Annotated in this window: 15 protein-coding genes and 2 pseudogenes; 11 read left to right on the plus strand and 6 right to left on the minus strand. The window is 41.9% G+C overall.

What is annotated here, in order from left to right; genetic code table 11:
- Positions 1–15 precede the first annotated feature (15 nt).
- The 3 genes from rfaD to def all read right to left on the minus strand — a co-directional run bounded on the left by rfaD (position 16) and on the right by def (position 2,987).
- Entirely contained in the window at positions 16–942 is a 927-nt protein-coding gene (gene rfaD, locus DY200_RS08885; protein WP_115587733.1) for an ADP-glyceromanno-heptose 6-epimerase, read from the minus strand.
- 64 nt (positions 943–1,006) lie between these two features.
- Positions 1,007–2,452, minus strand: coding sequence for an ATP-binding protein (locus tag DY200_RS08890; RefSeq protein ID WP_115587734.1), 1,446 nt, complete (start codon positions 2,450–2,452; stop codon positions 1,007–1,009).
- 22 nt (positions 2,453–2,474) lie between these two features.
- The gene (gene def, locus DY200_RS08895) at positions 2,475–2,987 is read right to left on the minus strand and encodes a peptide deformylase (protein WP_039195517.1); all 513 of its coding nucleotides are present in this window, start codon (positions 2,985–2,987) and stop codon (positions 2,475–2,477) included.
- A gap of 187 nt (positions 2,988–3,174) precedes the next feature.
- Here def and dprA point away from each other — a divergent pair, with 187 nt between their 5' ends.
- On the plus strand, positions 3,175–4,329 hold the full coding sequence (gene dprA / locus DY200_RS08900; RefSeq protein ID WP_115587735.1) for a DNA-processing protein DprA: 1,155 nt from the start codon (positions 3,175–3,177) through the stop codon (positions 4,327–4,329).
- Positions 4,330–4,372: 43 nt separating this feature from the next.
- On the opposite strand, the pseudogene DY200_RS08905 reads toward dprA, so the two are convergent.
- The 3 genes and pseudogenes from DY200_RS08905 to DY200_RS08915 form a co-directional block, all read right to left on the minus strand.
- A pseudogene (locus DY200_RS08905) lies at positions 4,373–6,379 on the minus strand (OPT family oligopeptide transporter).
- A 220-nt stretch (positions 6,380–6,599) separates the two neighbouring features.
- Positions 6,600–7,955: pseudogene (locus DY200_RS08910) on the minus strand (PTS ascorbate transporter subunit IIC).
- Between the two features lie 8 nt (positions 7,956–7,963).
- Positions 7,964–8,236, minus strand: coding sequence for a PTS sugar transporter subunit IIB (locus DY200_RS08915; RefSeq protein WP_115587736.1), 273 nt, complete (start codon positions 8,234–8,236; stop codon positions 7,964–7,966).
- Between the two features lie 302 nt (positions 8,237–8,538).
- Here DY200_RS08915 and secE point away from each other — a divergent pair, with 302 nt between their 5' ends.
- The 10 genes from secE to rpoC all read left to right on the plus strand — a co-directional run bounded on the left by secE (position 8,539) and on the right by rpoC (position 22,652).
- On the plus strand, positions 8,539–8,952 hold the full coding sequence (secE, locus tag DY200_RS08920; RefSeq protein WP_005602526.1) for a preprotein translocase subunit SecE: 414 nt from the start codon (positions 8,539–8,541) through the stop codon (positions 8,950–8,952).
- Position 8,953: 1 nt separating this feature from the next.
- Positions 8,954–9,517 (plus strand): transcription termination/antitermination protein NusG, encoded by a 564-nt coding sequence (gene nusG, locus DY200_RS08925; RefSeq protein ID WP_005599210.1) that lies wholly within the window; start codon positions 8,954–8,956, stop codon positions 9,515–9,517.
- A gap of 286 nt (positions 9,518–9,803) precedes the next feature.
- Positions 9,804–10,232 carry a 50S ribosomal protein L11 gene (gene rplK / locus DY200_RS08930; protein ID WP_005599211.1) on the plus strand — a complete coding sequence of 143 codons (429 nt, stop codon included), beginning with the start codon at positions 9,804–9,806 and terminating at the stop codon, positions 10,230–10,232.
- 4 nt (positions 10,233–10,236) lie between these two features.
- The gene (gene rplA / locus DY200_RS08935) at positions 10,237–10,926 is read left to right on the plus strand and encodes a 50S ribosomal protein L1 (protein ID WP_005599212.1); all 690 of its coding nucleotides are present in this window, start codon (positions 10,237–10,239) and stop codon (positions 10,924–10,926) included.
- 289 nt (positions 10,927–11,215) lie between these two features.
- Complete coding sequence (rplJ, locus tag DY200_RS08940) at positions 11,216–11,707, plus strand: 50S ribosomal protein L10 (RefSeq protein ID WP_115587737.1); 492 nt, start codon at positions 11,216–11,218, stop codon at positions 11,705–11,707.
- A gap of 60 nt (positions 11,708–11,767) precedes the next feature.
- Positions 11,768–12,136: a 50S ribosomal protein L7/L12 gene (rplL, locus tag DY200_RS08945; protein ID WP_005599214.1), complete on the plus strand. Its 369-nt coding sequence runs from the start codon at positions 11,768–11,770 to the stop codon at positions 12,134–12,136.
- 163 nt (positions 12,137–12,299) lie between these two features.
- Positions 12,300–12,572 (plus strand): helix-turn-helix domain-containing protein, encoded by a 273-nt coding sequence (locus tag DY200_RS08950; RefSeq protein WP_005599215.1) that lies wholly within the window; start codon positions 12,300–12,302, stop codon positions 12,570–12,572.
- 4 nt (positions 12,573–12,576) lie between these two features.
- Positions 12,577–13,833, plus strand: coding sequence for a type II toxin-antitoxin system HipA family toxin (locus DY200_RS08955; protein ID WP_115587995.1), 1,257 nt, complete (start codon positions 12,577–12,579; stop codon positions 13,831–13,833).
- Between the two features lie 391 nt (positions 13,834–14,224).
- On the plus strand, positions 14,225–18,253 hold the full coding sequence (gene rpoB, locus DY200_RS08960) for a DNA-directed RNA polymerase subunit beta (RefSeq protein ID WP_115587738.1): 4,029 nt from the start codon (positions 14,225–14,227) through the stop codon (positions 18,251–18,253).
- A gap of 127 nt (positions 18,254–18,380) precedes the next feature.
- Positions 18,381–22,652, plus strand: a complete 4,272-nt coding sequence (gene rpoC / locus DY200_RS08965; RefSeq protein WP_115587739.1) for a DNA-directed RNA polymerase subunit beta' — start codon at positions 18,381–18,383, stop codon at positions 22,650–22,652.
- The last annotated feature ends 254 nt before the right edge of the window (positions 22,653–22,906 follow it).

Genomic DNA, 22,906 nt, shown 5'->3' on the forward strand with positions numbered 1-22,906 from the left:
CTTGTTAGGAATGGATTAACGATTTAACCACGCCATATATTCTTTCGTACCTTCGGCTACGGTTTTGAATGTGCCTGTGTAGCCTGCCGCACGGAGTTTGGTTAGATCCGCTTGGGTGAAGGTTTGGTAGCGAGATTTTAAGTGATCCGGGAATGGGATTTTTTCGATTTCGCCCTTGCCGTGGAAGTCGATCACCGCTTGTGCTATCGCTTGAAATGATTCCGCTTTGCCGGTACCGAGGTTGTAAATGCCGGAAATACCGTTTTGCCACGCCCAAATATTCACTTTCGCTACGTCTTCCACATACACGAAATCACGTAAGAAGGTTTCTGAGCCTTCGAATAATTTTGGATTTTCGCCTTTCAGCATTTGATTGTTTAAGTGGAACGCCACGCTTGCCATTGAGCCTTTGTGTTGTTCACGCGGGCCGTACACGTTGAAATATTTAAAACCGCATACCGGCGAATCCGCTTCCGGTAAAACTTGACGTACATATTCGTCAAATAGGAATTTTGAATAGCCGTAAGCATTGAGCGGTTGTTCAAATTTACGCTCTTCGATAAAGTTATCCGAACGACCACCGTAAGTTGCCGCACTTGATGCGTAGAAGAACGGAATTTGGCGATCTAAACAGAAATGTAATAACTCTTTTGAATATTCGTAGTTATTGTGCATTAAGTATTTGCCGTCCCATTCGGTAGTTGCCGAGCAAGCACCTTCGTGGAATACCGCATCAATATCGCCGAAATCATCGCTGGCAATGATAGAAGCGATAAAATCTTCTTTATCGCAATAATCCGCAATATCTAAATCTACTAAATTTACGAATTTTTCGCCGTTTTTTAAGTTATCTACAACAAGAATATCTTTTCTGCCGATTTCATTTAATGCTTTGACGATATTGCTACCGATCATACCAAAGCCGCCTGTTACGATAATCATATAAATATTACTCCTGATATATTACTATGAACTACTATGAACTACTATGAACTACTATGAACTACTATGAACTATATTTTTCAGCTAAAGAATAATATTGAGTAGGATCTGTAGGATTAGACCCGTTCCATTTTAGAATACCTAGCTTTTCAAGATGTTTGAATTTATTTCTTACAAAGGTATTGCTTTTATTGAGTATCTCTATGCCATCTTTCACAGTAATTTTTTTGTTGGTATAAATATAGCTTAGGATTTCTTTCTCATATCCGCTTAAATCATTAAATGTATCGGATGTGATTAATGCTTCTAAAGAATCCTTAACTCTTAAAGCTCGATTTAATATATTGTTTTCTAACGTGAGTATGAGTGAATGGTTTTGTTCGAAATATATTGGTTGTTTTAGATAAAAATTCTCCATTTCCGAATATATTCTTTTCACACCTTCATTCATTTCTTTTACCCAACCAAACTCGGATAAGATTCTTGCTATACGAGGATTTCTAGAGAATCTTTGTGTTTTCATATTTTGTAGGGTAACAATATTCGGAAGCAATCCGGGACTATGAATTTCTAAGCGATTATCAAATATTAATACTTTGATATGATCTCCTCTAATCGCATAATTTCTATGGACTAAAGCGTTCACAATTCCTTCAAACCAAGCAAATTCGGGGTATTCCGGCATAATCTTGAAAGTACCGTTATGATCGAGATATTGAAATTCTCTTAATTGATCCGCCACGAAACTTTTAACTTCAGAAATAACTTTAGGAATATTCCCTTCAAAATTTTTTTCTTTAATGATATTTAAACTTTGACCGACTTGAGCATTATTACCGTCATATTTGATTACTCTTAAACGGGCTTGTGGTAAGTATTTAGTTGGGTTTTTACTAAATAATAGCACTCCGGCGTGTGTTAAATGCCCGTTTTTTATAAAGTTCCTTGCTGAGAGTATATCTAATATAGAGAGGTTATCTAAGTGCATTAAAAAACGATATCTTGCTAGAATCTCGTCATCAATATCATCAATAGATGAATCTTCAACGATTTCATCCTCAAAATATCGTTGTCCTCGATCATAAGTTAATTGAGTAATTTGTTCAAAGTTAAGTTCAATACTTTTATCATCTTGTCTTAAATAAACCTTATTGTCATAGTTCTCTATAACACGGTCGCTTGATACATCAACAGTAATCAGTAGAATTTCATCATTCACTCCTGCTGTATTTAAGACGGGAATCCGCTCGGTTTTGACGAGAATGGGCGTTTTTCGTAATTCTATGAGTGCGATAGATGAAAATTCATCTATCGAATGTGAACCATTAACCCCAAAGCCACTGATATCTCCATTATCTTCAATACCGATTACGAGAGTACCGCCGTTAGCATTCGCAAAAGCGACCAAATGTTTTAATATATCTCTCGGTCTTATTCTTGCACTTTTACGATCAAAATATTGTCCTTCTTTTTGAAATCTTAGAACATTTAAATCTAAGAATTTACTCATAACTGTTTCCTACAAAGTGGTTTTACTTCGCTCGCTCAATTTGTTTTTTGAGTTTTTGCATTTTTTCTTTAATGCGTTGGCGTTTAAGCGCAGAGATGTGATCCACGAACAGTACGCCGTTGAGGTGGTCGATTTCGTGTTGGATACAGATGGCGAATAAACCGTCCGCATCGTAAATCACTTCTTCGCCTTTGCGGTTTAACGCTTTTACCTTCACTTTTTCTTTGCGCGGCACTAACGCACGATGACCAGGGATCGATAAACAGCCTTCTTCGATACCGGTTTCGCCGCATGATTCTAAAATCTCCGGGTTAATCAGTACCACTTGGTTGGTTTTATCGCCTTCAATATCAATCGTAATAACACGTTTTAATACGCCCACTTGCGGTGCGGCAAGACCGATTCCTTCGTGTTCGTACATCGTGTCAAACATATCGTCGATGAACTGATTTAATTCATCGTCCACCTGTGCGACAGGCTCACACACTTTTGCTAACCCTTCATCCGGGTAAAGTACAACTTCTAAAACTGACATTTTTTTGTGATCTCAATCGAAAAATAAAAAATTATAAATTGGTTAATTAACTCGTTTTCTTATGATTGGCTATTTTGTGAAAGTGGCATAGCCAAATAAGACAAAACGTCTGACTAAATTACCCGTTTAATTGCGGTTTGTCTATGTTTCCTTTCAATAATCCATAATTAATTTAGGGAACTTATTAATGTCTCAGACTGATTTACTGAAATTATTACAAATTCCGCAACTGGGTGCGCAGCGAATCGCTCGTCTGTTATCCGAAGTGGATTTCGCCCAATTTTGCCAATATGACAAACGTCAATTACAACAAATCGGTTGGAACGAGAAACAGATTCAACGTTGGTTCAATCCGGAAATGCGTTGGATTGAGAGCGCATTGGCGTGGGCGGAGCAACCGAATCAACATTTATTGAGCTTATTTGATGAGGAATATCCGTTTTTATTACGGCAAATCGGCACTGCACCGCCGATATTATTTGTGCGAGGTTCGCTAAGTAGTTTGAGTTTGCCGCAAATTGCAATTGTCGGTAGCCGAGATTTTTCCGCCTACGGTGAATACTGGGCGGGTTATTTTACCGAGCAACTGATTAAACATCATTTGGCGGTAACCAGCGGACTCGCAATCGGCATAGACGGCTTTTGCCATCAGCGAGCGGTAGCGGAACAGGGTATCACCATTGCTGTGTTGGGCAGCGGTTTAGATCAAGTCTATCCGGCAAGGCACAAAAAATTGGCGGAGCAAATTGTCGAAAGCGGCGGGACGTTAGTGTCGGAATTTTTTCCGAATCAACCGCCGCTTGCCGAGAATTTTCCTCGTCGTAATCGGATTATCAGCGGTTTATCACTTGGTACGTTAGTGGTGGAAGCCACATTAAATAGCGGTTCGCTGATTACCGCTCGTTATGCGTTGGAACAAGGGCGAGAAGTGTTTGCGTTACCCAATTCGGTACAAAATCCGTATGCACAAGGCTGTCATAAACTGATCAAAGAAGGGGCGATCTTAACCGAAACGATAGAGGATATTTTGCAAGCGATTCAATATCAACTGCCGAGTCAGCCTCGGCAACAGGTGCTGTTTGAGCCGGAACAAGCGGTCGAAAAAGCCCCATTTTTTGCAAAAGTCGATATGCCGAATAAGCTCAATCATCTTGCAAAAAAATTACCGGAATTGACCGCTTGTCAGCAACAAATTGTAGAGCATATTAGTCTTGAGCCGATTTCGATTGACGATTTGGCGAAAGCGACCGCATTGGAAGTGGAAACGCTATTAGTCGAGTTATTGGGTTTGGAATTATTAAGCGTGATTAAGCAGGTAAGCGGCGGTTATGTCAGACAATAAAAAACGGCATCCGAAAATGCCGTTTGATTCACAATAGGGAAATTTATTTTTTCGCTTGCAGTACGCGACGCGCGAAAATAATACAGCCGATTGCAAACAGTGTTAAGCCGAGTAATTCCGCCATACCGCCCCAGTTCTCGAGATTTAGCGCTAGCGGCGCGTCAGAGCCGCCCGAAGTTACCGAGCCTGCAATCACAAAGGCTAACAGTACGCCGACTAAACTTTCGCCTACGATTAAACCGGCGGCGAAAAGTGTGCCGTAGCGTTCCGCTTTTTTGCTTGTCGCTTCGACATCTTTACCGCTACGTTTAGCATAGCGTTTGATATGACGATTCACTAACCAAGACAACGTTGCGCCGATAATTAACGGAACGTTTACCACCGGCGGTAAGTAGATACCGATACCCACAGCTAAAGTCGGTAAACCTAAACGACCTGCGCTGGCTTTTTTCAGTAGGGTATCAATGATAATTAAGCAGATACCGAAAGCAACCCCGACTAAGATATAAGTCCATTCAAGGCTGTTTGAGAAAATACCGTTAGAAATGGTCATCATAATAGTCGCTTGCGGTGCCGAAAGTGCTTGTGTCGCATCCATTCCCTCACGTGGCATTGCACCGGCAAAACCGTATGCGTGGTACAGAATTTCCAATACCGGTGTGATAACTAACGCACCGACGATACAACCGATAATTAATGCAAATTGCTGACGCCACGGTGTTGCTTTCACTAAATAACCGGTTTTTAAATCTTGTAGATTATCGTTTCAAATCGTGGAAATACAGAATACGATTGATGCGGTGAAAATGGTTAATGCGGTTAAGAATCGTTGCCCGTCCGCATTTTCCATTAAGCCTGCGGCATTACCGACTGTCATCAGGATCACGGAAATAATCACGATAGAGATGATACCGATACCTGAAATCGGGCTTGATGACGAACCGACTAAGCCTGCCATATAACCGGACGCTGCAGCGACTAAAAAGCCGACTACCACCGCAAGAATGGTACAAACCACCACCAATAAGAAAGCTAATTCCATTGATAAACCGACCGGTTGTAAGAAGCTGACTAACGCCACGATAATCAATGCGATACTCGCTAACACCGTATAAATCATCATTTTTGGCGAAAGGTCTTGTGCGGTACGCTCAAGACTTTGCATTGACGGATCTTTTAACGCACGGAACGCTTGCGACATTCCTTGCACCATCGGTTTAAATAACACTAATAGCGTCCAAATCGCAGCAATCGCAATCGTCCCTACCCCGATAAAGCGAACGTTGCTTTTCCATAGACCGGTAGCGAAACTTACCATATCCGCATCGGCAGGCATCGGCGTGGTCGCGGTGAAATAAGGTACGGCGACACCCCAAGTGAAGAGAGTTCCGACTAACATCGCGATACCGCCCATCATACCGACTAAATAGCCGGCGCCGAGTAATGCGAAAGAGAAACCCATCGGTACTTGGAAGATTGCATTGCCGCCTTTAAACCAGTAACTTGCGCCGTCCGCAACCACGCGTAACCCGTTGGTCAAGAAGCTGACCGATGCGGCTAACAGACCGCCGGAAACGATTTCTTTAATACCGCTGTCTTTGTTATCGCTTTCATCGCCGGCTTTTAAAATTTCCGCCGCCGCAACGCCTTCCGGATAAGGTAAGTCGCTTTTTACCACCATTACGTTTCGTAACGGCACGGTAAAGATAACCCCTAAAATCCCGCCGGAAATACAGATTAATAAGGTTTGCCAGAAAGGAAATGATTGCCAGTAGCCCATCATTAATAATGCGGGGATGACAAAAATAACCGAAGAAAGCGTCCCTGCCGATGAGGCTTGGGTTTGTACCATATTGTTCTCAAGAATATTTGAGCCTTGAAACATTTTTAATACCGCCATGGAAATAACGGCTGCCGGAATGGATGAAGCAAAGGTCATCCCGACTTTTAGACCTAAATAAACATTTGAGGCGGTAAATACCACTGTGATCAATGCCCCTAGAATCATTCCCCTTAGGGTAAGCTCCCGTAGAGCGGTAGGATTATTCATAGTTCCTCCAAAAAATAAATAAAGCAACATCTTATAAGAAATCGGCGGGTTTACATAATTATTCGGCTTGTTTTGTGTGTATTTAATCGAATCTTTACATAAAAAGATGATATGAAACAAAAAATAAAGCCGATTTTATTCAAATCGGCTTTAAGTGAGAGTATGTCTAATTGCATTAAAATGCAGGTTTTGCAAATTTTTATGAAAATTTAACCGCTTGTTATTCGCTTTCTACCGCCGGTTTTTTCGCTAAATAGTTGTAAGCGACTAACAGCGCAAATAATCCGACGATAATCGCAGTAATCACGTCTTTATTGAACACTTGAGCCATATAACCCAAGATGATACCTACGCCACCGAAGTCAGCATCAGAGAAAGTGGTGTTGGCAAAGCCTAACGAACCGAGAACAGGCAATAAGAATACCGGTAGGAACGTGATTAATACGCCGTGCGCAAATGCACCGATAATCGCACCGCGACGACCGCCGGTGGCATTACCGAATACGCCTGCGGTTGCACCGCAGAAGAAGTGCGGCACCACGCCCGGTAAAATCAATACCCAATTTAATTGACCTAATACGGCTAAACTGATGACTCCGCCGGCAAAGCTGGCTAAGAAACCGATTAACACTGCATTCGGCGCATAAGGGAAGACAATCGGGCAGTCTAACGCCGGTTTTGCATCCGGTACCAGTTTTTCCGAGAAGCCGGTAAACGCCGGTACGATTTCCGCTAAAATTAAACGCACCCCTTGTAGAATGACATACACGCCGGCAGCGAAGGTAATCGCTTGAATCGTCGCATAAACCAAATAGTGTTGTCCGCCACTGAGGGTTGAAACGTATTCGCTACCGGAGGCAATCGCCAATACATAGTAGATCACCATCATCGTGAGTGAGATTGAAATCGAACTGTCACGCAAGAAACTGAGGTTTTTCGGTAAATCCATTTCTTCGGTAGATTTTGAGCCTTTTCCGACCGCTTGTCCGATTGCGCCGGATAATACGTAACCTAATGTACCGAAGTGACCGAAGCCGACATCATTGCTATCGGTAATTTTACGCATATAACGATGCGCAATCGCCGGGAAAAACGCCATGATTAAACCTAAAGTTAATGAACCGACAAATACCAATTACACCCCTTCAAAACCGGCTACGGTAAGAATTACGCCGATCATACACGCCATATAAAAGGTATGGTGACCAGTTAAAAAGATGAATTTTAAACGGGTAAAGCGAGCAACGATAATATTGGCAACCATACCGAACGCCATAATCAGTGCGGTAGCGGTACCGTATTTCTCGATCGCCATTGAAACGATCGCTTCATTGTTCGGAATAATACCTTGTACGTTAAATGCGTGTTCGAACATACCGCCCAACGGGGTTAAAGAACTGAGCAACACGGTTGCGCCGCCGCTGAGTACCAAGAAGCCGAGAATAGTTTTAATCGTACCCTTGATAATATCGGGGAATGCTTTTTTCTGGGCGACCAATCCGGCGAATGCGATTAAACCGACTAAAACGGACGGTACTTTGAGAATATCCAGAATAAAAAAGAGAATAGAATCCATAACCCACCTCACGCACGATTAAAATAAGCGGTCAATTTTTCTTCAAATTCGCCCACGCTGATAATATTTTTCACGACAATAATTTTGTCCGGATCGATGGTGCAGCTGCCTGCGATATCTTTTGCCATGACAAACACATCCGCATCGCTAGGCGTAACGGAGGCTAAATCGGTATGACCGACTTCCGCATCAACCCCTATTTTGGCTAATGCCTTTTTGATATTCATTTCCATCATAAAGCTACTACCGATACCGTGACCACAAACCGCCATAATTTTCATATACGCCTCCGTTTAAGCAAAATAGATAATGACTTCGGAGAATTTCGAAGTTGGATTGACTATAAAATAGAACGATTATCGACCGCAATGAGCAAAAACGAAAAATGTGAACTGGCTAACATTTCTTATGTAAAGGGGATTTTATCGGCGATGGTTCGGCTTTTATTTTTGAGGATAAATGTCACTTTTAAAGAAAAAACGGATAATTTTTCATAAAAGATCGTGGCAAGTGAAATGAAAAATGTTAGAATCCAACGCTTTTAGAAATAATTGTTCTTTTTTTACAAAATTTTAGGTTTTATATGGCTACTGAGATTAAAAAGAAAACCCCCGAACAAGTCGAAGAAAAGGGCGTGAAAAGTAAGGGCGTAAACAGCGTATTATGGTGTTTGGCTATCTTATTACTTGCTGTGGCGGCAATTGGTAATGCATATTTCGCCTCGAGTTTTTCGCTCGTGGTACGCGTATTATTGCTTGTCGTGTTAGTGGTCGGTGCGGTAGTGCTTGCGGCAATGACTAACCAGGGTCAAACAGCGATAGGCTTTATTAAAGAATCTCGCACGGAGCTTAGAAAAATTATTTGGCCGACTCGCCCTGAAGCGACTCAAACAACATTAATCGTACTCGCAATGTGTGTGGTTGTGTCATTAGTATTATGGGGTATCGACTCTATTATCGTTACATTGGTTACGTTTTTAACAAATTTAAGGTTCTAAAATGAGCGAAGTAGAAAATACAGAAGCAACAAAAATGCGTTGGTATGTATTACAAGCGTTTTCCGGTTTTGAAAACCGTGTTGCGGTAACATTGCGTGAATATATCAAATTACACCAAATGGAAGATCAATTTGGTGAAGTATTAGTACCGACCGAAGAAGTTGTTGAAAGCGTCGGCGGTCGCCGTCGTCGTACCGAGCGTAAATTCTTCCCTGGTTACGTATTGGTACAAATGGAAATGAATGACGACACATGGCATTTAGTGAAAAGCGTGCCGCGTGTAATGGGCTTTATCGGCGGCACAGCGGATAAACCGGCACCGATTTCCAAACGCGAAGCGGATCGTATTTTAAACCGCGTTCAAGAAACGGCGGAAAAACCGCGTCACAGAAAAGAATTCCAACCGGGCGAAAACGTACGTGTTACCGAAGGTCCGTTTGCAGACTTTACCGGTACGGTGGAAGAAGTGGATTACGAAAAAGGTCGCTTAAAAGTATCCGTATCTATCTTTGGACGCGCAACGCCGGTTGAACTGGAGTTCGGTCAAGTGGAAAAACAATCGTAATTGTTTTTTATATAGAACCCGGCTAAAAAGTAAGCGGTTTATTTTCAAAGAATTTTTGCAAAAATAAGTAGAAAAACAACCGCTTTTCTTATTCTGTAAAGTGTCTTTTATACGCATTTTAGTTTTAAGACGATTAAATTGCATTATTCTAAATAGTTTTGCTTGAAAAATGATCGCAAGTTGTTTAGAATAATCGCCCTATACGAGTTGGCTTGCTGACTCGTTTTTTTGTGTAACAGGGGAGCCGATTTTCGGCGTTATTACCCACTTAGAGGAAACTTATAAAATGGCAAAAAAAGTCCAAGCATACGTTAAGTTGCAAGTTGCAGCTGGTATGGCTAACCCTTCACCACCGGTTGGTCCTGCATTAGGTCAACAAGGTGTTAACATCATGGAATTCTGTAAAGCATTCAACGCTCGTACCGAGAGCTTAGAAAAAGGTTTACCAATCCCTGTTGTTATCACAGTTTACGCAGACCGTTCATTCACTTTCGTAACTAAAACTCCACCGGCAGCAGTATTACTTAAAAAAGCTGTAGGTATCAAATCTGGTTCAGGTAAACCGAACAAAGATAAAGTGGGTACGGTAACTCAAGAGCAATTACGTCAAATCGCTGAAACTAAAGCGGCAGATATGACTGGTGCTACTATCGAAACTAAAATGAAATCAATCGCTGGTACAGCTCGCTCAATGGGCTTAATCGTAGAGGAATAATACAATGGCTAAATTGACTAAAAAAATGAAAGCAATTAAAGCTGGCGTAGATTCTACTAAAGCTTACGAAATCAACGAAGCGATCGCAGTGTTAAAACAATTCGCAACAGCTAAATTCGTTGAAAGCGTAGACGTAGCGGTGAACTTAGGTATCGACCCTCGTAAATCAGACCAAAACGTACGTGGTGCAACAGTATTACCACACGGTACGGGTCGTACAGCTCGCGTAGCAGTATTCACACAAGGCGCGAACGCAGAAGCAGCTAAAGCGGCAGGCGCTGATTTAGTCGGTATGGAAGATTTAGCAGAGCAAATCAAGAAAGGCGAAATGAACTTTGACGTTGTTATCGCTTCTCCGGATGCAATGCGTGTTGTAGGTCAATTAGGTCAAGTATTAGGTCCGCGCGGCTTAATGCCAAACCCGAAAGTTGGTACTGTAACGCCAAACGTTGCTGAAGCAGTTAAAAATGCTAAATCAGGTCAGATCCGTTACCGTAACGACAAAAATGGTATTATCCATACAACGATCGGTAAAGCAGACTTCGCACCTGAACAATTAAAAGATAACTTGGTGGCGTTATTAGCGGCGTTAAACAAAGCTAAACCAACAACAGCTAAAGGTATCTTCATCAAGAAAGTAAGCATCTCTACAACGATGGGTGCTGGTGTTGCTGTTGATCAAGCATCACTTTAATTTCTAATCGAAGTTAAAACTTTACAAGGTCGTGGATTATTGTATAATTTGCGACCTTAACTTGCGAGAGCAAGCTGATGGTGCTTAGCCTATCTAAGCCCCGTCCAAGACCGTAGGTGAATAAGTTTTCTTATTCTTAATAAAAAACCTACGTAGATGGTGAACAGACAGAATTTTCTGCTTCTGGACACCTTAGGCTCAGAAGATTGCTACTTGCGATGCAAGCGGTGAGTTTTTTGAGGTTTTTTGTAAATTCCACTTTGGTGGAGTGTATCAGGAGCTAAAACCAATGGCATTAAATCTTCAAGACAAACAAGCGATTGTTGCTGAAGTAAACGAAGCTGCCAAAGGTGCCCTTTCAGCTGTTGTTGCGGATTCTCGCGGCGTAACAGTTGAGAAAATGACTGAGTTACGTAAATCTGCTCGTGAAGCTGGTGTAACAATGCGCGTCGTACGTAATACTTTATTACGTCGTGCGGTTGAAGGCACAGAGTTCGAGTGCTTAACAGATACGTTTATCGGTCCGACTCTTATCGCATTCTCTCACGAACACCCGGGCGCAGCAGCGCGTTTGTTCACTGAATTTGCGAAAGCGAATAAAGAGTTTGAACTTAAAGGTGCAGCCTTTGAAGGTAAAGTACAAGATGTAGAATTCTTAGCTACATTACCAACTTACGAAGAAGCAATTGCACGTTTAATGGGCACAATGAAAGAAGCTGCGGCAGGCAAACTTGTTCGCACTCTTGCGGCATTACGCGACAAATTACAAGAAGCTGCATAATTTTTAGCAGAAAACTTCTTAACTCGTTTAACAACTTATTTACTTTAGGAATTGATTGTCATGTCATTAACTAACGAACAATTAATCGAAGCGATCGCTTCAAAATCAGTATCAGAAATCGTTGAATTAATCGCAGCGATGGAAGAAAAATTCGGTGTTTCAGCAGCGGCAGCAGTAGCGGCAGCTCCAGCAGCAGGCGCAGCGGCAGCAGAAGAGAAAACTGAATTCGACGTAATTCTTGCTGAAGCAGGTGCAAACAAAGTTGCTGTAATCAAAGCAGTACGTGGTGCAACAGGTTTAGGCTTAAAAGAAGCTAAAGACTTAGTTGAATCTGCACCGGCAGCATTAAAAGAAGGTATCTCTAAACCAGAAGCTGAAGCACTTAAAAAAGAATTAGAAGAAGCTGGCGCGAAAGTAGAAATCAAATAATTTTTGATTTAACTTTTCCGGAACTTCAAGTTCAACAAAACCCCGATGGAAACATCGGGGTTTTTGCATTTTAGAGATATGTTTAAGTACTTAAATTGATAAGTAAGTAATAATTTGATATTATTTTATCAATTTTTAATTTAAAAGGTTTGTTTTTGATAAAATGTTATCACTTTATGATGATGTAGATACGCAAAAGTTACTTGCGGAACATCTTAAAAAGAAACGTAAGCAAGCAAAATTATCTCGTAAAAAACTCGCAGAGAGATCAGCTGTACCGGAAGCAACTATTCGCCATTTTGAAACAACTTACCAAATCTCGTTACGCCAATTTTTAGCATTATGGTTAGTATTAGATAAAATGGATCGGTTGGTCGAATTAACTAAAGAGTATCCTCAGTTACCCAGAACAATAGCGGAGGTATTGCGTGGTTAAAATTATGCCAACGAAACAACTTACCGTTTATCGAACATTAATGGATGGTAGGAAAATCCGAGTAGGAGAACTCGCGGAAAATAAACAAGGTATATTTTTTGCTTACGATGAGAATTATTTACCCAACTATCCAAATCTTTCTCCTTTTAAATTAGAAAAAACTACAGCGTTGCAACTTGCCCCCGTTTCACCTCACGATGGTTTGCACGGTGTATTTGCAGATAGTTTACCTGACGGTTGGGGATTACTATTACAAGATCGTTTTTTCGAAGCAAATCAGTTAAATTTGTATCAAATATCACCGCTTGATCGCCTTGCTTTCGTTGGTGACACAGGTATTGGTGCTTTATCCTTTGAGCCGGTCAATCATCAATCTCAATACGAAGAAGAAACAAATTTGTTTGAGCTAGGTAGAAATGCACAGCAAATTTTTGAAGGTCAAACAGATGAGGTATTACAAACACTTTTACAAGCGGGAAGTTCCGGAGGAGCAAGACCAAAGGCACAGATTTTTATATCAGAGGCTAACCCTCAAATTTGTAGAACTCAAGCCTTGCCCGAAGATGATGCTTGGATTGTGAAATTTACAACGAAATCTTTACCTCTCAAACATGAAGAAGGATTACTGGAGGCGGTATACCTTTCAATGGCACAAAAGGCTGGGTTAAAACCGGTTAAATGGCAATTATTGGAACAAGGGCAATTTTATTGGCTTGCGGTAAAACGTTTTGATTACGTTTCCGGATCTTTTGGGAGAGTTCATACGCATACATTATGCGGTTTACTTGATGCGAGTTATCGAATGCCCTCGATTGATTATTTCGGACTGATCAAAGCAACGAAAGTATTATGTCAGTCTCGAGTGGCAAGCCAATTACAATTTTGTCGCGCAATGTTTAATTTATTTAGTTTGAACCAAGATGATCACTCAAAAAACTGGTCATTCGTACAAGATGAAAAGGGAGAATGGCAACCGTCTTTAGCCTATGACATTACCTATAGTCCACTTAGACACGGTCAACATTCAATGGGATTTAGGCAATATGGTAAAGCTCCGCCACTCAAGATTATTCAAGAGCTAGCAGAAGTGGCAGGTTTTAATTATTGGCATGAGGCGAAAAGAGCCATTCAAGAAGTGGTGGAGAATATCGCCGATTTTTCAGAAATCGCTAAAACATTTCCGATCACAAAACAGGCGATAACGAAAATTCAACGACATTTAGATTTAGCTTGGCAAGAAAATAAGCTGCTTTGTAGTTAAGTAAGCCCCGATGGAAACATCAGTTTTAAGATAAGTGAGTAAGATTTAACTACCAATATATTTATAGCCGAGAACGGCAAATAATTTATTATGTTTAGTTGAATGACTGATTAAAAATTGCTAAAATAACTAACCATTTTTGCATTTGCGGCTGACGATGAAAATTCGTCAGCCTTTTCTGCTTGGAAGCGTTAGCTTATTTTGTCATTTTAATAAGCTAAATTTGTAAAAATCCCACCCAATTTGACCGCTTGCAGTAGTGATTTTTGACTCAAGTAAGGCGATTGGAAAATGACACCTCGTACAAATTTAATGCCACTTCCAGCCCGTTCAAATGACGGTCGGATTGTGTAACCTCAACCAAATAAGAAAATCAGAAGGCTATCTAGCAATGGCATATTCATATTCCGAGAAAAAGCGTATTCGTAAGAGCTTTGGTAAACGTCCGCAAGTTCTTAACGTACCTTATCTATTAACAATTCAGCTTGATTCTTACGAAAAATTCATTCAAAGAGATTCAGATGGACAACAAGGTTTAGAAGCGGCATTCCGTTCTGTGTTCCCGATTGTAAGCAATAACGGAAGCACTGAATTACAATACGTTTCTTACGAATTAGGCGAGCCGGTATTTGATGTTCGTGAATGTCAAATTCGCGGTACAACCTATGCAGCACCATTACGTGTAAAATTACGTTTAGTGACTTTTGACCGTGAAGCAGCAGCCGGTACGGTAAAAGATATTAAAGAACAAAACGTGTATATGGGCGAAATCCCATTAATGACCGACAACGGTACTTTCGTGATCAACGGTACTGAGCGTGTAATCGTTTCTCAGTTACACCGTAGTCCGGGCGTATTCTTCGATTCTGACAAAGGTAAAACCCATTCTTCAGGTAAAGTGCTTTATAACGCACGTATTATTCCTTACCGTGGTTCTTGGTTAGATTTCGAGTTTGACCCGAAAGACAATCTTTATGCACGTATCGACCGCCGCCGTAAATTACCGGCAACTATTATTTTACGTGCTTTAGGTTATACGACCGAAGAAATCTTATCGATGTTCTTCGATAAAGTGAACTTTGAAATCCAAGATAATAAATTATTGATGACATTGGTGCCGGAACGCTTACGTGGTGAAACCGCTGCGTTCGATATTGAAGCGAACGGCAAAGTTTACGTTGAGCGTGGTCGTCGTATTACTGCACGTCATATTCGCACATTAGAAAAAGACGGCATTACTCAAATTGAAGTACCGGTAGAGTACATCGTCGGTAAAGTAGCGGCGAAAGATTACGTTGATCTTTCAACCGGCGAATTAGTTTGTCCGGCGAATATGGAAATCTCAATGGAGATGTTGGCGAAATTATCGCAAGCAGGCTACAAAGAGATCGAAGTATTATTTACTAACGATTTAGATCACGGTCCGTATATTTCTGAAACTTTACGTGTTGATCCGACTTACGACCGTTTATCCGCGTTAGTGGAAATCTATCGTATGATGCGTCCGGGCGAGCCACCGACAAAAGAAGCGGCGGAAGCGTTATTCGATAATATGTTCTTCTCGGCAGATCGTTACGATTTATCTGCTGTGGGTCGTATGAAATTTAATCGCTCACTTGATATTCTAGAGGGCGTAGGTTCCGGTATTTTAAGCAATGACGATATTACCGGCGTGATGAAGAAACTAATCGAAATCCGTAACGGTCGTGGCGAAGTGGACGATATCGACCACTTAGGTAACCGTCGTATTCGTTCGGTAGGCGAAATGGCTGAAAACCAATTCCGTATCGGTTTAGTACGTGTAGAGCGTGCTGTGCGTGAGCGTTTATCATTAGGTGATTTAGACGGTATTACTCCGCAAGATTTAATCAATGCGAAACCAATTTCTGCGGCAGTGAAAGAGTTCTTCGGTTCTTCACAACTTTCGCAATTTATGGACCAAAATAACCCGCTTTCAGAGGTTACCCATAAACGTCGTATTTCGGCATTAGGTCCGGGCGGTTTAACCCGCGAACGTGCAGGCTTTGAGGTTCGAGACGTACATACTACTCACTATGGTCGTTTATGTCCGATCGAAACCCCTGAAGGTCCGAACATCGGTTTGATTAACTCACTTTCAGTATATGCACGTACTAATAACTACGGTTTCTTAGAAACGCCGTTCCGTAAAGTGGTAAACGGTCAAGTGACCGAAGATATCGAATATTTATCAGCAATCGAAGAAGGTAACTACGTTATCGCTCAGGCTAACTCAAACTTAGATGAGAATTTCCGTTTTACCGATACTTACGTAACTTGTCGTGGCGAACACGGTGAGTCAGGTTTATACAAACCGGAAGAAATCCACTATATGGATATCTCAACACAACAAGTGGTTTCTGTTGCGGCGGCGTTAATTCCGTTCCTTGAGCACGACGATGCGAACCGTGCGTTAATGGGTGCGAACATGCAACGTCAGGCTGTTCCGACATTACGTGCGGATAAACCGTTAGTCGGTACCGGTATGGAAAAACCAATTGCACTTGACTCGGGTGTAGCGATTGTGGCGAAACGTGGTGGTATCGTTCAACGTGTTGATGCCTCTCGTATCGTAGTGAAAGTAAACGAAGATGAAACGATTCCGGGCGAAGCGGGTATCGACATCTATAACTTAATTAAATATACCCGTTCAAACCAAAATACCTGTATCAACCAAATTCCTTGTGTGAATTTAGGAGAGCCGGTAGCACGTGGCGAGATCTTAGCGGACGGTCCTTCAACAGATTTAGGTGAATTAGCATTAGGTCAAAACATTCGTGTGGCGTTCATGCCATGGAACGGTTATAACTTCGAAGACTCAATGTTAGTCTCTGAGCGTGTGGTACAAGAAGACCGCTTCACGACAATTCACATTCAAGAGTTATCTTGTGTGGCACGTGATACTAAATTAGGTGCGGAAGAAATTACGGCGGATATTCCGAACGTAGGCGAATCGGCATTAAGTAAACTTGATGAATCAGGTATCGTTTACGTGGGTGCGGAAGTTAAAGGTGGTGACATCTTAGTTGGTAAAGTAACGCCTAAAGGTGAAACCCAATTAACACCGGAAGAAAAACTTTTACGTGCGATCTTCGGTGAGAAAGCATCTGACGTTAAAGATTCTTCATTACGTGTACCAAACGGTACTTCAGGTACGGTTATTGACGTTCAAGTATTTACTCGTGACGGCGTTGAAAAAGATAAACGTGCGTTAGAAATCGAGGAAATGCAGCTTAAAGAAGCGAAGAAAGATTTAACTGAAGAGTTAGAGATTTTAGAAGCCGGTTTATTTACCCGTGTACGTAACTTATTAATCGAAGGCGGCGTATCTGAAGCTGAATTGGATAAAGTTTCTCGTGAGAAATGGTTAGAACAAACCTTAGATGACGAAGCGAAACAAAATCAATTAGAACAGCTTGCGGAACAGCACGAAGAGTTACGTAAAGAGTTTGAACGTAAACTTGAAATTAAACGCAACAAGATCATCCAAGGTGACGATTTAGCACCGGGTGTGTTAAAAGTGGTTAAAGTTTACTTAGCGGTTCGTCGCCAAATCCAACCGGGTGATAAAATGGCGGGTCGTCACGGTAACAAAGGTGTTATCTCGAAAATCAACCCAGTTGAAGATATGCCGTACGATGAAAACGGTCAGCCGGTTGAGATCGTATTGAACCCGCTGGGCGTACCTTCACGTATGAACATCGGTCAGATCTTAGAAACGCACTTAGGTTTAGCGGCGAAAGGTATCGGCGACCAAATTAACGCAATGATCAAACAACAACAATCTGTTGCGAAATTGCGTGAATATATCCAAAAAGCATACGATTTAGGTCACGGCTCACAATCAGTAGATTTAAGCACCTTTACCGATGAAGAAGTAATGCGTTTAGCAGAAAACTTACGTAAAGGTTTACCGCTTGCAACACCGGTATTCGACGGTGCACACGAAAGCGAAATCAAAGGCTTATTAGAATTAGGCGGCTTACCGACTTCAGGTCAAATTACCTTATTTGACGGTCGTACCGGTGAGAAATTCGAGCGTCCTGTAACCGTAGGTTATATGTATATGCTCAAATTGAACCACTTGGTTGACGACAAAATGCACGCGCGTTCAACCGGTTCTTATAGTCTTGTTACTCAACAACCGCTTGGTGGTAAAGCACAGTTCGGTGGTCAGCGTTTCGGTGAGATGGAGGTTTGGGCATTAGAAGCATACGGTGCCGCTTATACCTTACAAGAAATGCTAACGGTTAAATCGGATGACGTGAACGGTCGTACGAAGATGTATAAAAACATCGTGGACGGCACACATCAAATGGAACCGGGTATGCCGGAATCATTCAACGTATTGTTGAAAGAGATTCGTGCCTTAGGTATTGATATGGAGCTTGACGAAGAATAATCGTCAGCCCTCAAGCGGTCGAATTTGGTAAAAATTTTGCAAAATTCGACTGCTTGTAAAACTCAGATTTCATCGTTTAGAGCCCTGCGTTCTAAGCAAAACTTTAATTCCTCACTAGGGGCAAAAAGTGAAAGACTTAGTAAAGTTTTTAAAAGCACAATCGAAATCGAATGATGATTTTGATGTAATTAAAATTGGTTTAGCATCACCGGATAAAATCCGTTCTTGGTCTTTCGGTGAAGTAAAAAAACCGGAAACAATTAACTATCGTACCTTTAAACCTGAGCGTGATGGTCTTTTCTGTGCACGTATCTTCGGACCGGTAAAAGATTACGAATGTCTTTGTGGTAAATATAAACGCTTAAAACACCGTGGTGTAATTTGTGAAAAATGTGGCGTTGAAGTAACCCAAACTAAAGTACGTCGTGACCGTATGGGTCATATCGAACTTGCGTGTCCGGTTGCGCACATTTGGTTCTTAAAATCACTTCCGTCCCGTATCGGTTTAATCTTAGATATGCCGTTACGCGATATCGAACGTGTACTTTACTTCGAATCTTATGTAGTTACCGAACCGGGAATGACCGATTTAGAAAAAAATCAGTTATTAACCGAAGAACAGTTCTTAGATGCGGAAGAGCGTTGGGGCGATGAGTTTGAAGCGAAAATGGGTGCGGAAGGTATTCAAGCACTTCTACGCGATATGGACTTAGAGCACCAATGTGAAATGATGCGTGAAGAGTTACAAGAAACGAACTCTGAAACAAAACGTAAGAAAATCACAAAACGCTTAAAATTATTAGAAGCATTCCAACAATCCGGCAACAAACCGGAGTGGATGGTAATGACCGTATTACCGGTACTTCCGCCGGATCTTCGTCCGTTAGTACCACTTGACGGAGGTCGTTTTGCGACTTCGGATCTGAACGATTTATATCGTCGCGTGATCAACCGTAACAACCGTTTAAAACGCTTATTAGATTTAGTAGCGCCGGATATCATCGTACGTAATGAAAAACGTATGTTACAAGAGTCTGTCGATGCGTTATTAGATAACGGTCGTCGTGGTCGTGCAATTACAGGTTCTAACAAACGTCCATTAAAATCTCTTGCAGATATGATCAAGGGTAAACAAGGTCGTTTCCGTCAGAACTTATTAGGTAAACGTGTGGACTATTCAGGCCGTTCGGTAATCACCGTAGGTCCTTACTTACACCTACACCAATGCGGTTTACCGAAAAAAATGGCATTGGAATTATTCCGTCCGTTTATTTATTCTAAATTAGAATCTCGCGGCATTGCTTCAACAATCAAAGCTGCGAAGAAAATGGTTGAACGTGAAGAACCGATCGTATGGGATATCCTTGCAGAAGTTATTCGTGAACACCCAATTTTATTAAACCGTGCACCTACACTTCACCGTTTAGGTATTCAGGCATTTGAACCTATCTTAATCGAAGGTAAAGCAATCCAGTTACACCCGCTTGTTTGTGCGGCGTTCAATGCGGACTTCGATGGTGACCAAATGGCGGTACACGTACCATTAACACTTGAAGCTCAGTTAGAAGCTCGTGCGTTAATGATGTCAACTAACAATGTACTTTCACCGGCAAGTGGTGACCCGATTATCGTACCTTCTCAGGACGTTGTATTAGGTCTTTACTATATGACGCGTGAGAAAGTGAATGCGAAAGGTGAAGGAATGTATTTCCTTGACCCACGTGAAGCGGAAAAAGCATACCGTACCGGTCAAGCTGAATTACACGCTCGCGTAAAAGTTCGTATTACCGAACACGTAAAAAACGAAGCGGGCGAATTAGTTGCGGAAACTAAGTTGTTAGATACTACTATCGGTCGTGCAATCTTATGGATGATCGCACCGAAAGGTATGCCGTTTAAAGTATTCAACCAAACGTTAGGTAAAAAAGCGATTTCAAAATTAATCAACGAATCGTACCGTCGTTTAGGTTTAAAAGAATCGGTAATCCTTGCCGACCAAATTATGTACACTGGTTTCGCGTACGCTGCTCGTTCAGGTGCGTCAGTCGGTATCGATGATATGGTGATTCCGGCGCAAAAACACGAAATTATTCGTGCGGCGGAAGCAGAAGTGGCAGAGATTCAAGAACAATTTAACTCAGGTCTTGTAACTGCGGGCGAACGTTATAACAAAGTAATCGATATTTGGGCGGCTGCAAACGAACGTGTTGCAAAAGCAATGATGGAAAACCTTTCAACGGAAGAAGTCATCAACCGTGAAGGTAACCCGGAAAAACAAGCGTCATTCAACAGTATCTTTATGATGGCTGACTCGGGTGCGCGTGGTTCTGCAGCTCAGATTCGTCAGTTAGCGGGTATGCGTGGTCTTATGGCTCGTCCGGACGGCTCGATCATCGAAACGCCGATTACCGCAAACTTCCGTGAAGGTCTGAACGTTCTTCAGTACTTTATTTCAACCCACGGTGCGCGTAAAGGTCTTGCGGATACCGCATTAAAAACAGCGAACTCAGGTTACTTAACACGTCGTTTAGTAGATGTAGCACAAGACTTAGTAATCACTGAAGATGACTGTGGTACACACGAAGGTATCGTGATGACTCCGTTAATCGAAGGTGGTGACGTTAAAGAAGCATTACGTGATCGTGTATTAGGCCGTGTGGTTGCAGAAGACGTATTAAAACCGGGTACGGAAGAAGTATTAATTCCACGTAACACCTTAATCGATGAGAAATGGTGTGATGTGATTGATGCGGAATCTGTGGACGTAATCAAAGTACGTTCTGTGGTAACTTGTAACACAGACTTCGGTGTGTGTGCGAAATGTTACGGTCGTGACCTTGCTCGTGGTCACCTTATCAACCAAGGTGAAGCAGTGGGTGTTATTGCGGCGCAATCAATCGGTGAACCGGGTACACAGTTAACCATGCGTACGTTCCACATCGGTGGTGCGGCTTCTGCGGCAGCAAAAGAATCTAGCATCCAAGTGAAAAACGCAGGTACGATTAAGTTAACTAACGCTAAATTTGTAACCAACAAAGAAGGCAAAATCGTATTAACTTCACGTAACACAGAATTAACCGTAATCGACACATTCGGTCGTACCAAAGAAAACTATAAAGTACCTTACGGTGCAGTGCTTTCTAAAAACGACGGTGCAGAAGTTGCAGTAGGTGAAGTCGTTGCGAACTGGGATCCGCATACAATGCCGGTCATCTCAGAGGTAAGCGGTCGCATCCAATTCAGCGACATCGTAGATGGCTTAACCGTTACTCGTCAAACTGATGAATTAACCGGTTTATCATCTATCGTGGTGCAAGATGTGGGTGAACGTGCAACAGCAGGTAAAGATTTACGTCCAGCATTACGTTTAGTAGATGCGCAAGGTAACGACATCTTAATCCCTGGCACAGACGTTGCAGCACAATACTTCTTACCAGGTAAAGCAATCGTAACTTTAGATGACGGTGCAGAAATCGAAGTCGGTGAAGCATTAGCACGTATTCCACAAGAATCTGTGGGTACGAAAGATATTACCGGTGGTCTTCCATGCGTAGCAGACTTATTCGAAGCACGTAAACCGAAAGAGCCGGCAATCCTTGCTGAAATTTCAGGTATCGTGTCATTCGGTAAAGAAACTAAAGGTAAACGTCGTTTAGTGATCACGCCGGCAGAAGGCGAAGCATTCGAAGAAATGATTCCGAAATGGCGTCAGCTCAACGTATTTGAAGGCGAGATGGTACAACGTGGTGACGTAATCTCTGATGGTGCGGAAACGCCGCACGATATCTTACGTTTACGTGGCGTTCACGCTGTAACGGATTACATCGTAAACGAAGTACAAGAAGTTTACCGCTTACAAGGGGTAAAAATTAACGATAAACACATCGAAGTTATCGTTCGCCAAATGTTACGTAAAGCGGTTATCACCAACGCATACGACAGCGAATTCCTCGAAGGGGAACAAGTTGAAGTTTCACGAGTGAAAATTGCTAACCGTAAACGTGCGGAAGAAGGTAAACCGCTTGTTGAGTTCGAACGTGAATTACTTGGTATTACCAAAGCGTCGCTTGCAACCGAGTCATTTATCTCAGCGGCGTCGTTCCAAGAAACCACACGTGTGCTTACTGAAGCGGCTGTGGCAGGTAAACGTGACGAATTACGCGGCTTGAAAGAGAACGTAATCGTAGGTCGTTTAATCCCAGCAGGTACAGGTTTCGCATATCATCAAAACCGTGCGAAAAAACGTAGCCAGCCAGAACAAGCGGTCGCTTTTGAAGCTCCGGTTGCAAAAGCTAACGGATTCGCAACCGATGCTGATATCGAAGCGGAATTCGAATTCGTTGCAGACGATGCAACTCAAAGCCTAGCAGCGTTATTAAACGCAGGTGATGAAGAGTAATTCGTAGCGTATAGATAAAAAAGCCCCCAGAACGAAAGTTTTGGGGGCTTTTTATGTTTTTTTATCCATGTATGTTGAAACTTTATCAGTTTTATATAGAATGTAACATCAGTATAAGTGAATTTTTCAAAGCGTAACGGAAATCTACTATATGCAACAATCCATTTCGAAGACTGGATTTTTTAAATATTTAATTACAAGTCAATTCTTGAATGCTTTTTCTACAGTATTATTATCTGGTGTAATGGACAAAA

The organism is Actinobacillus lignieresii (assembly GCF_900444945.1).
In the GTDB taxonomy this organism is placed as follows: Bacteria; Pseudomonadota; Gammaproteobacteria; order Enterobacterales; family Pasteurellaceae; genus Actinobacillus; species Actinobacillus lignieresii.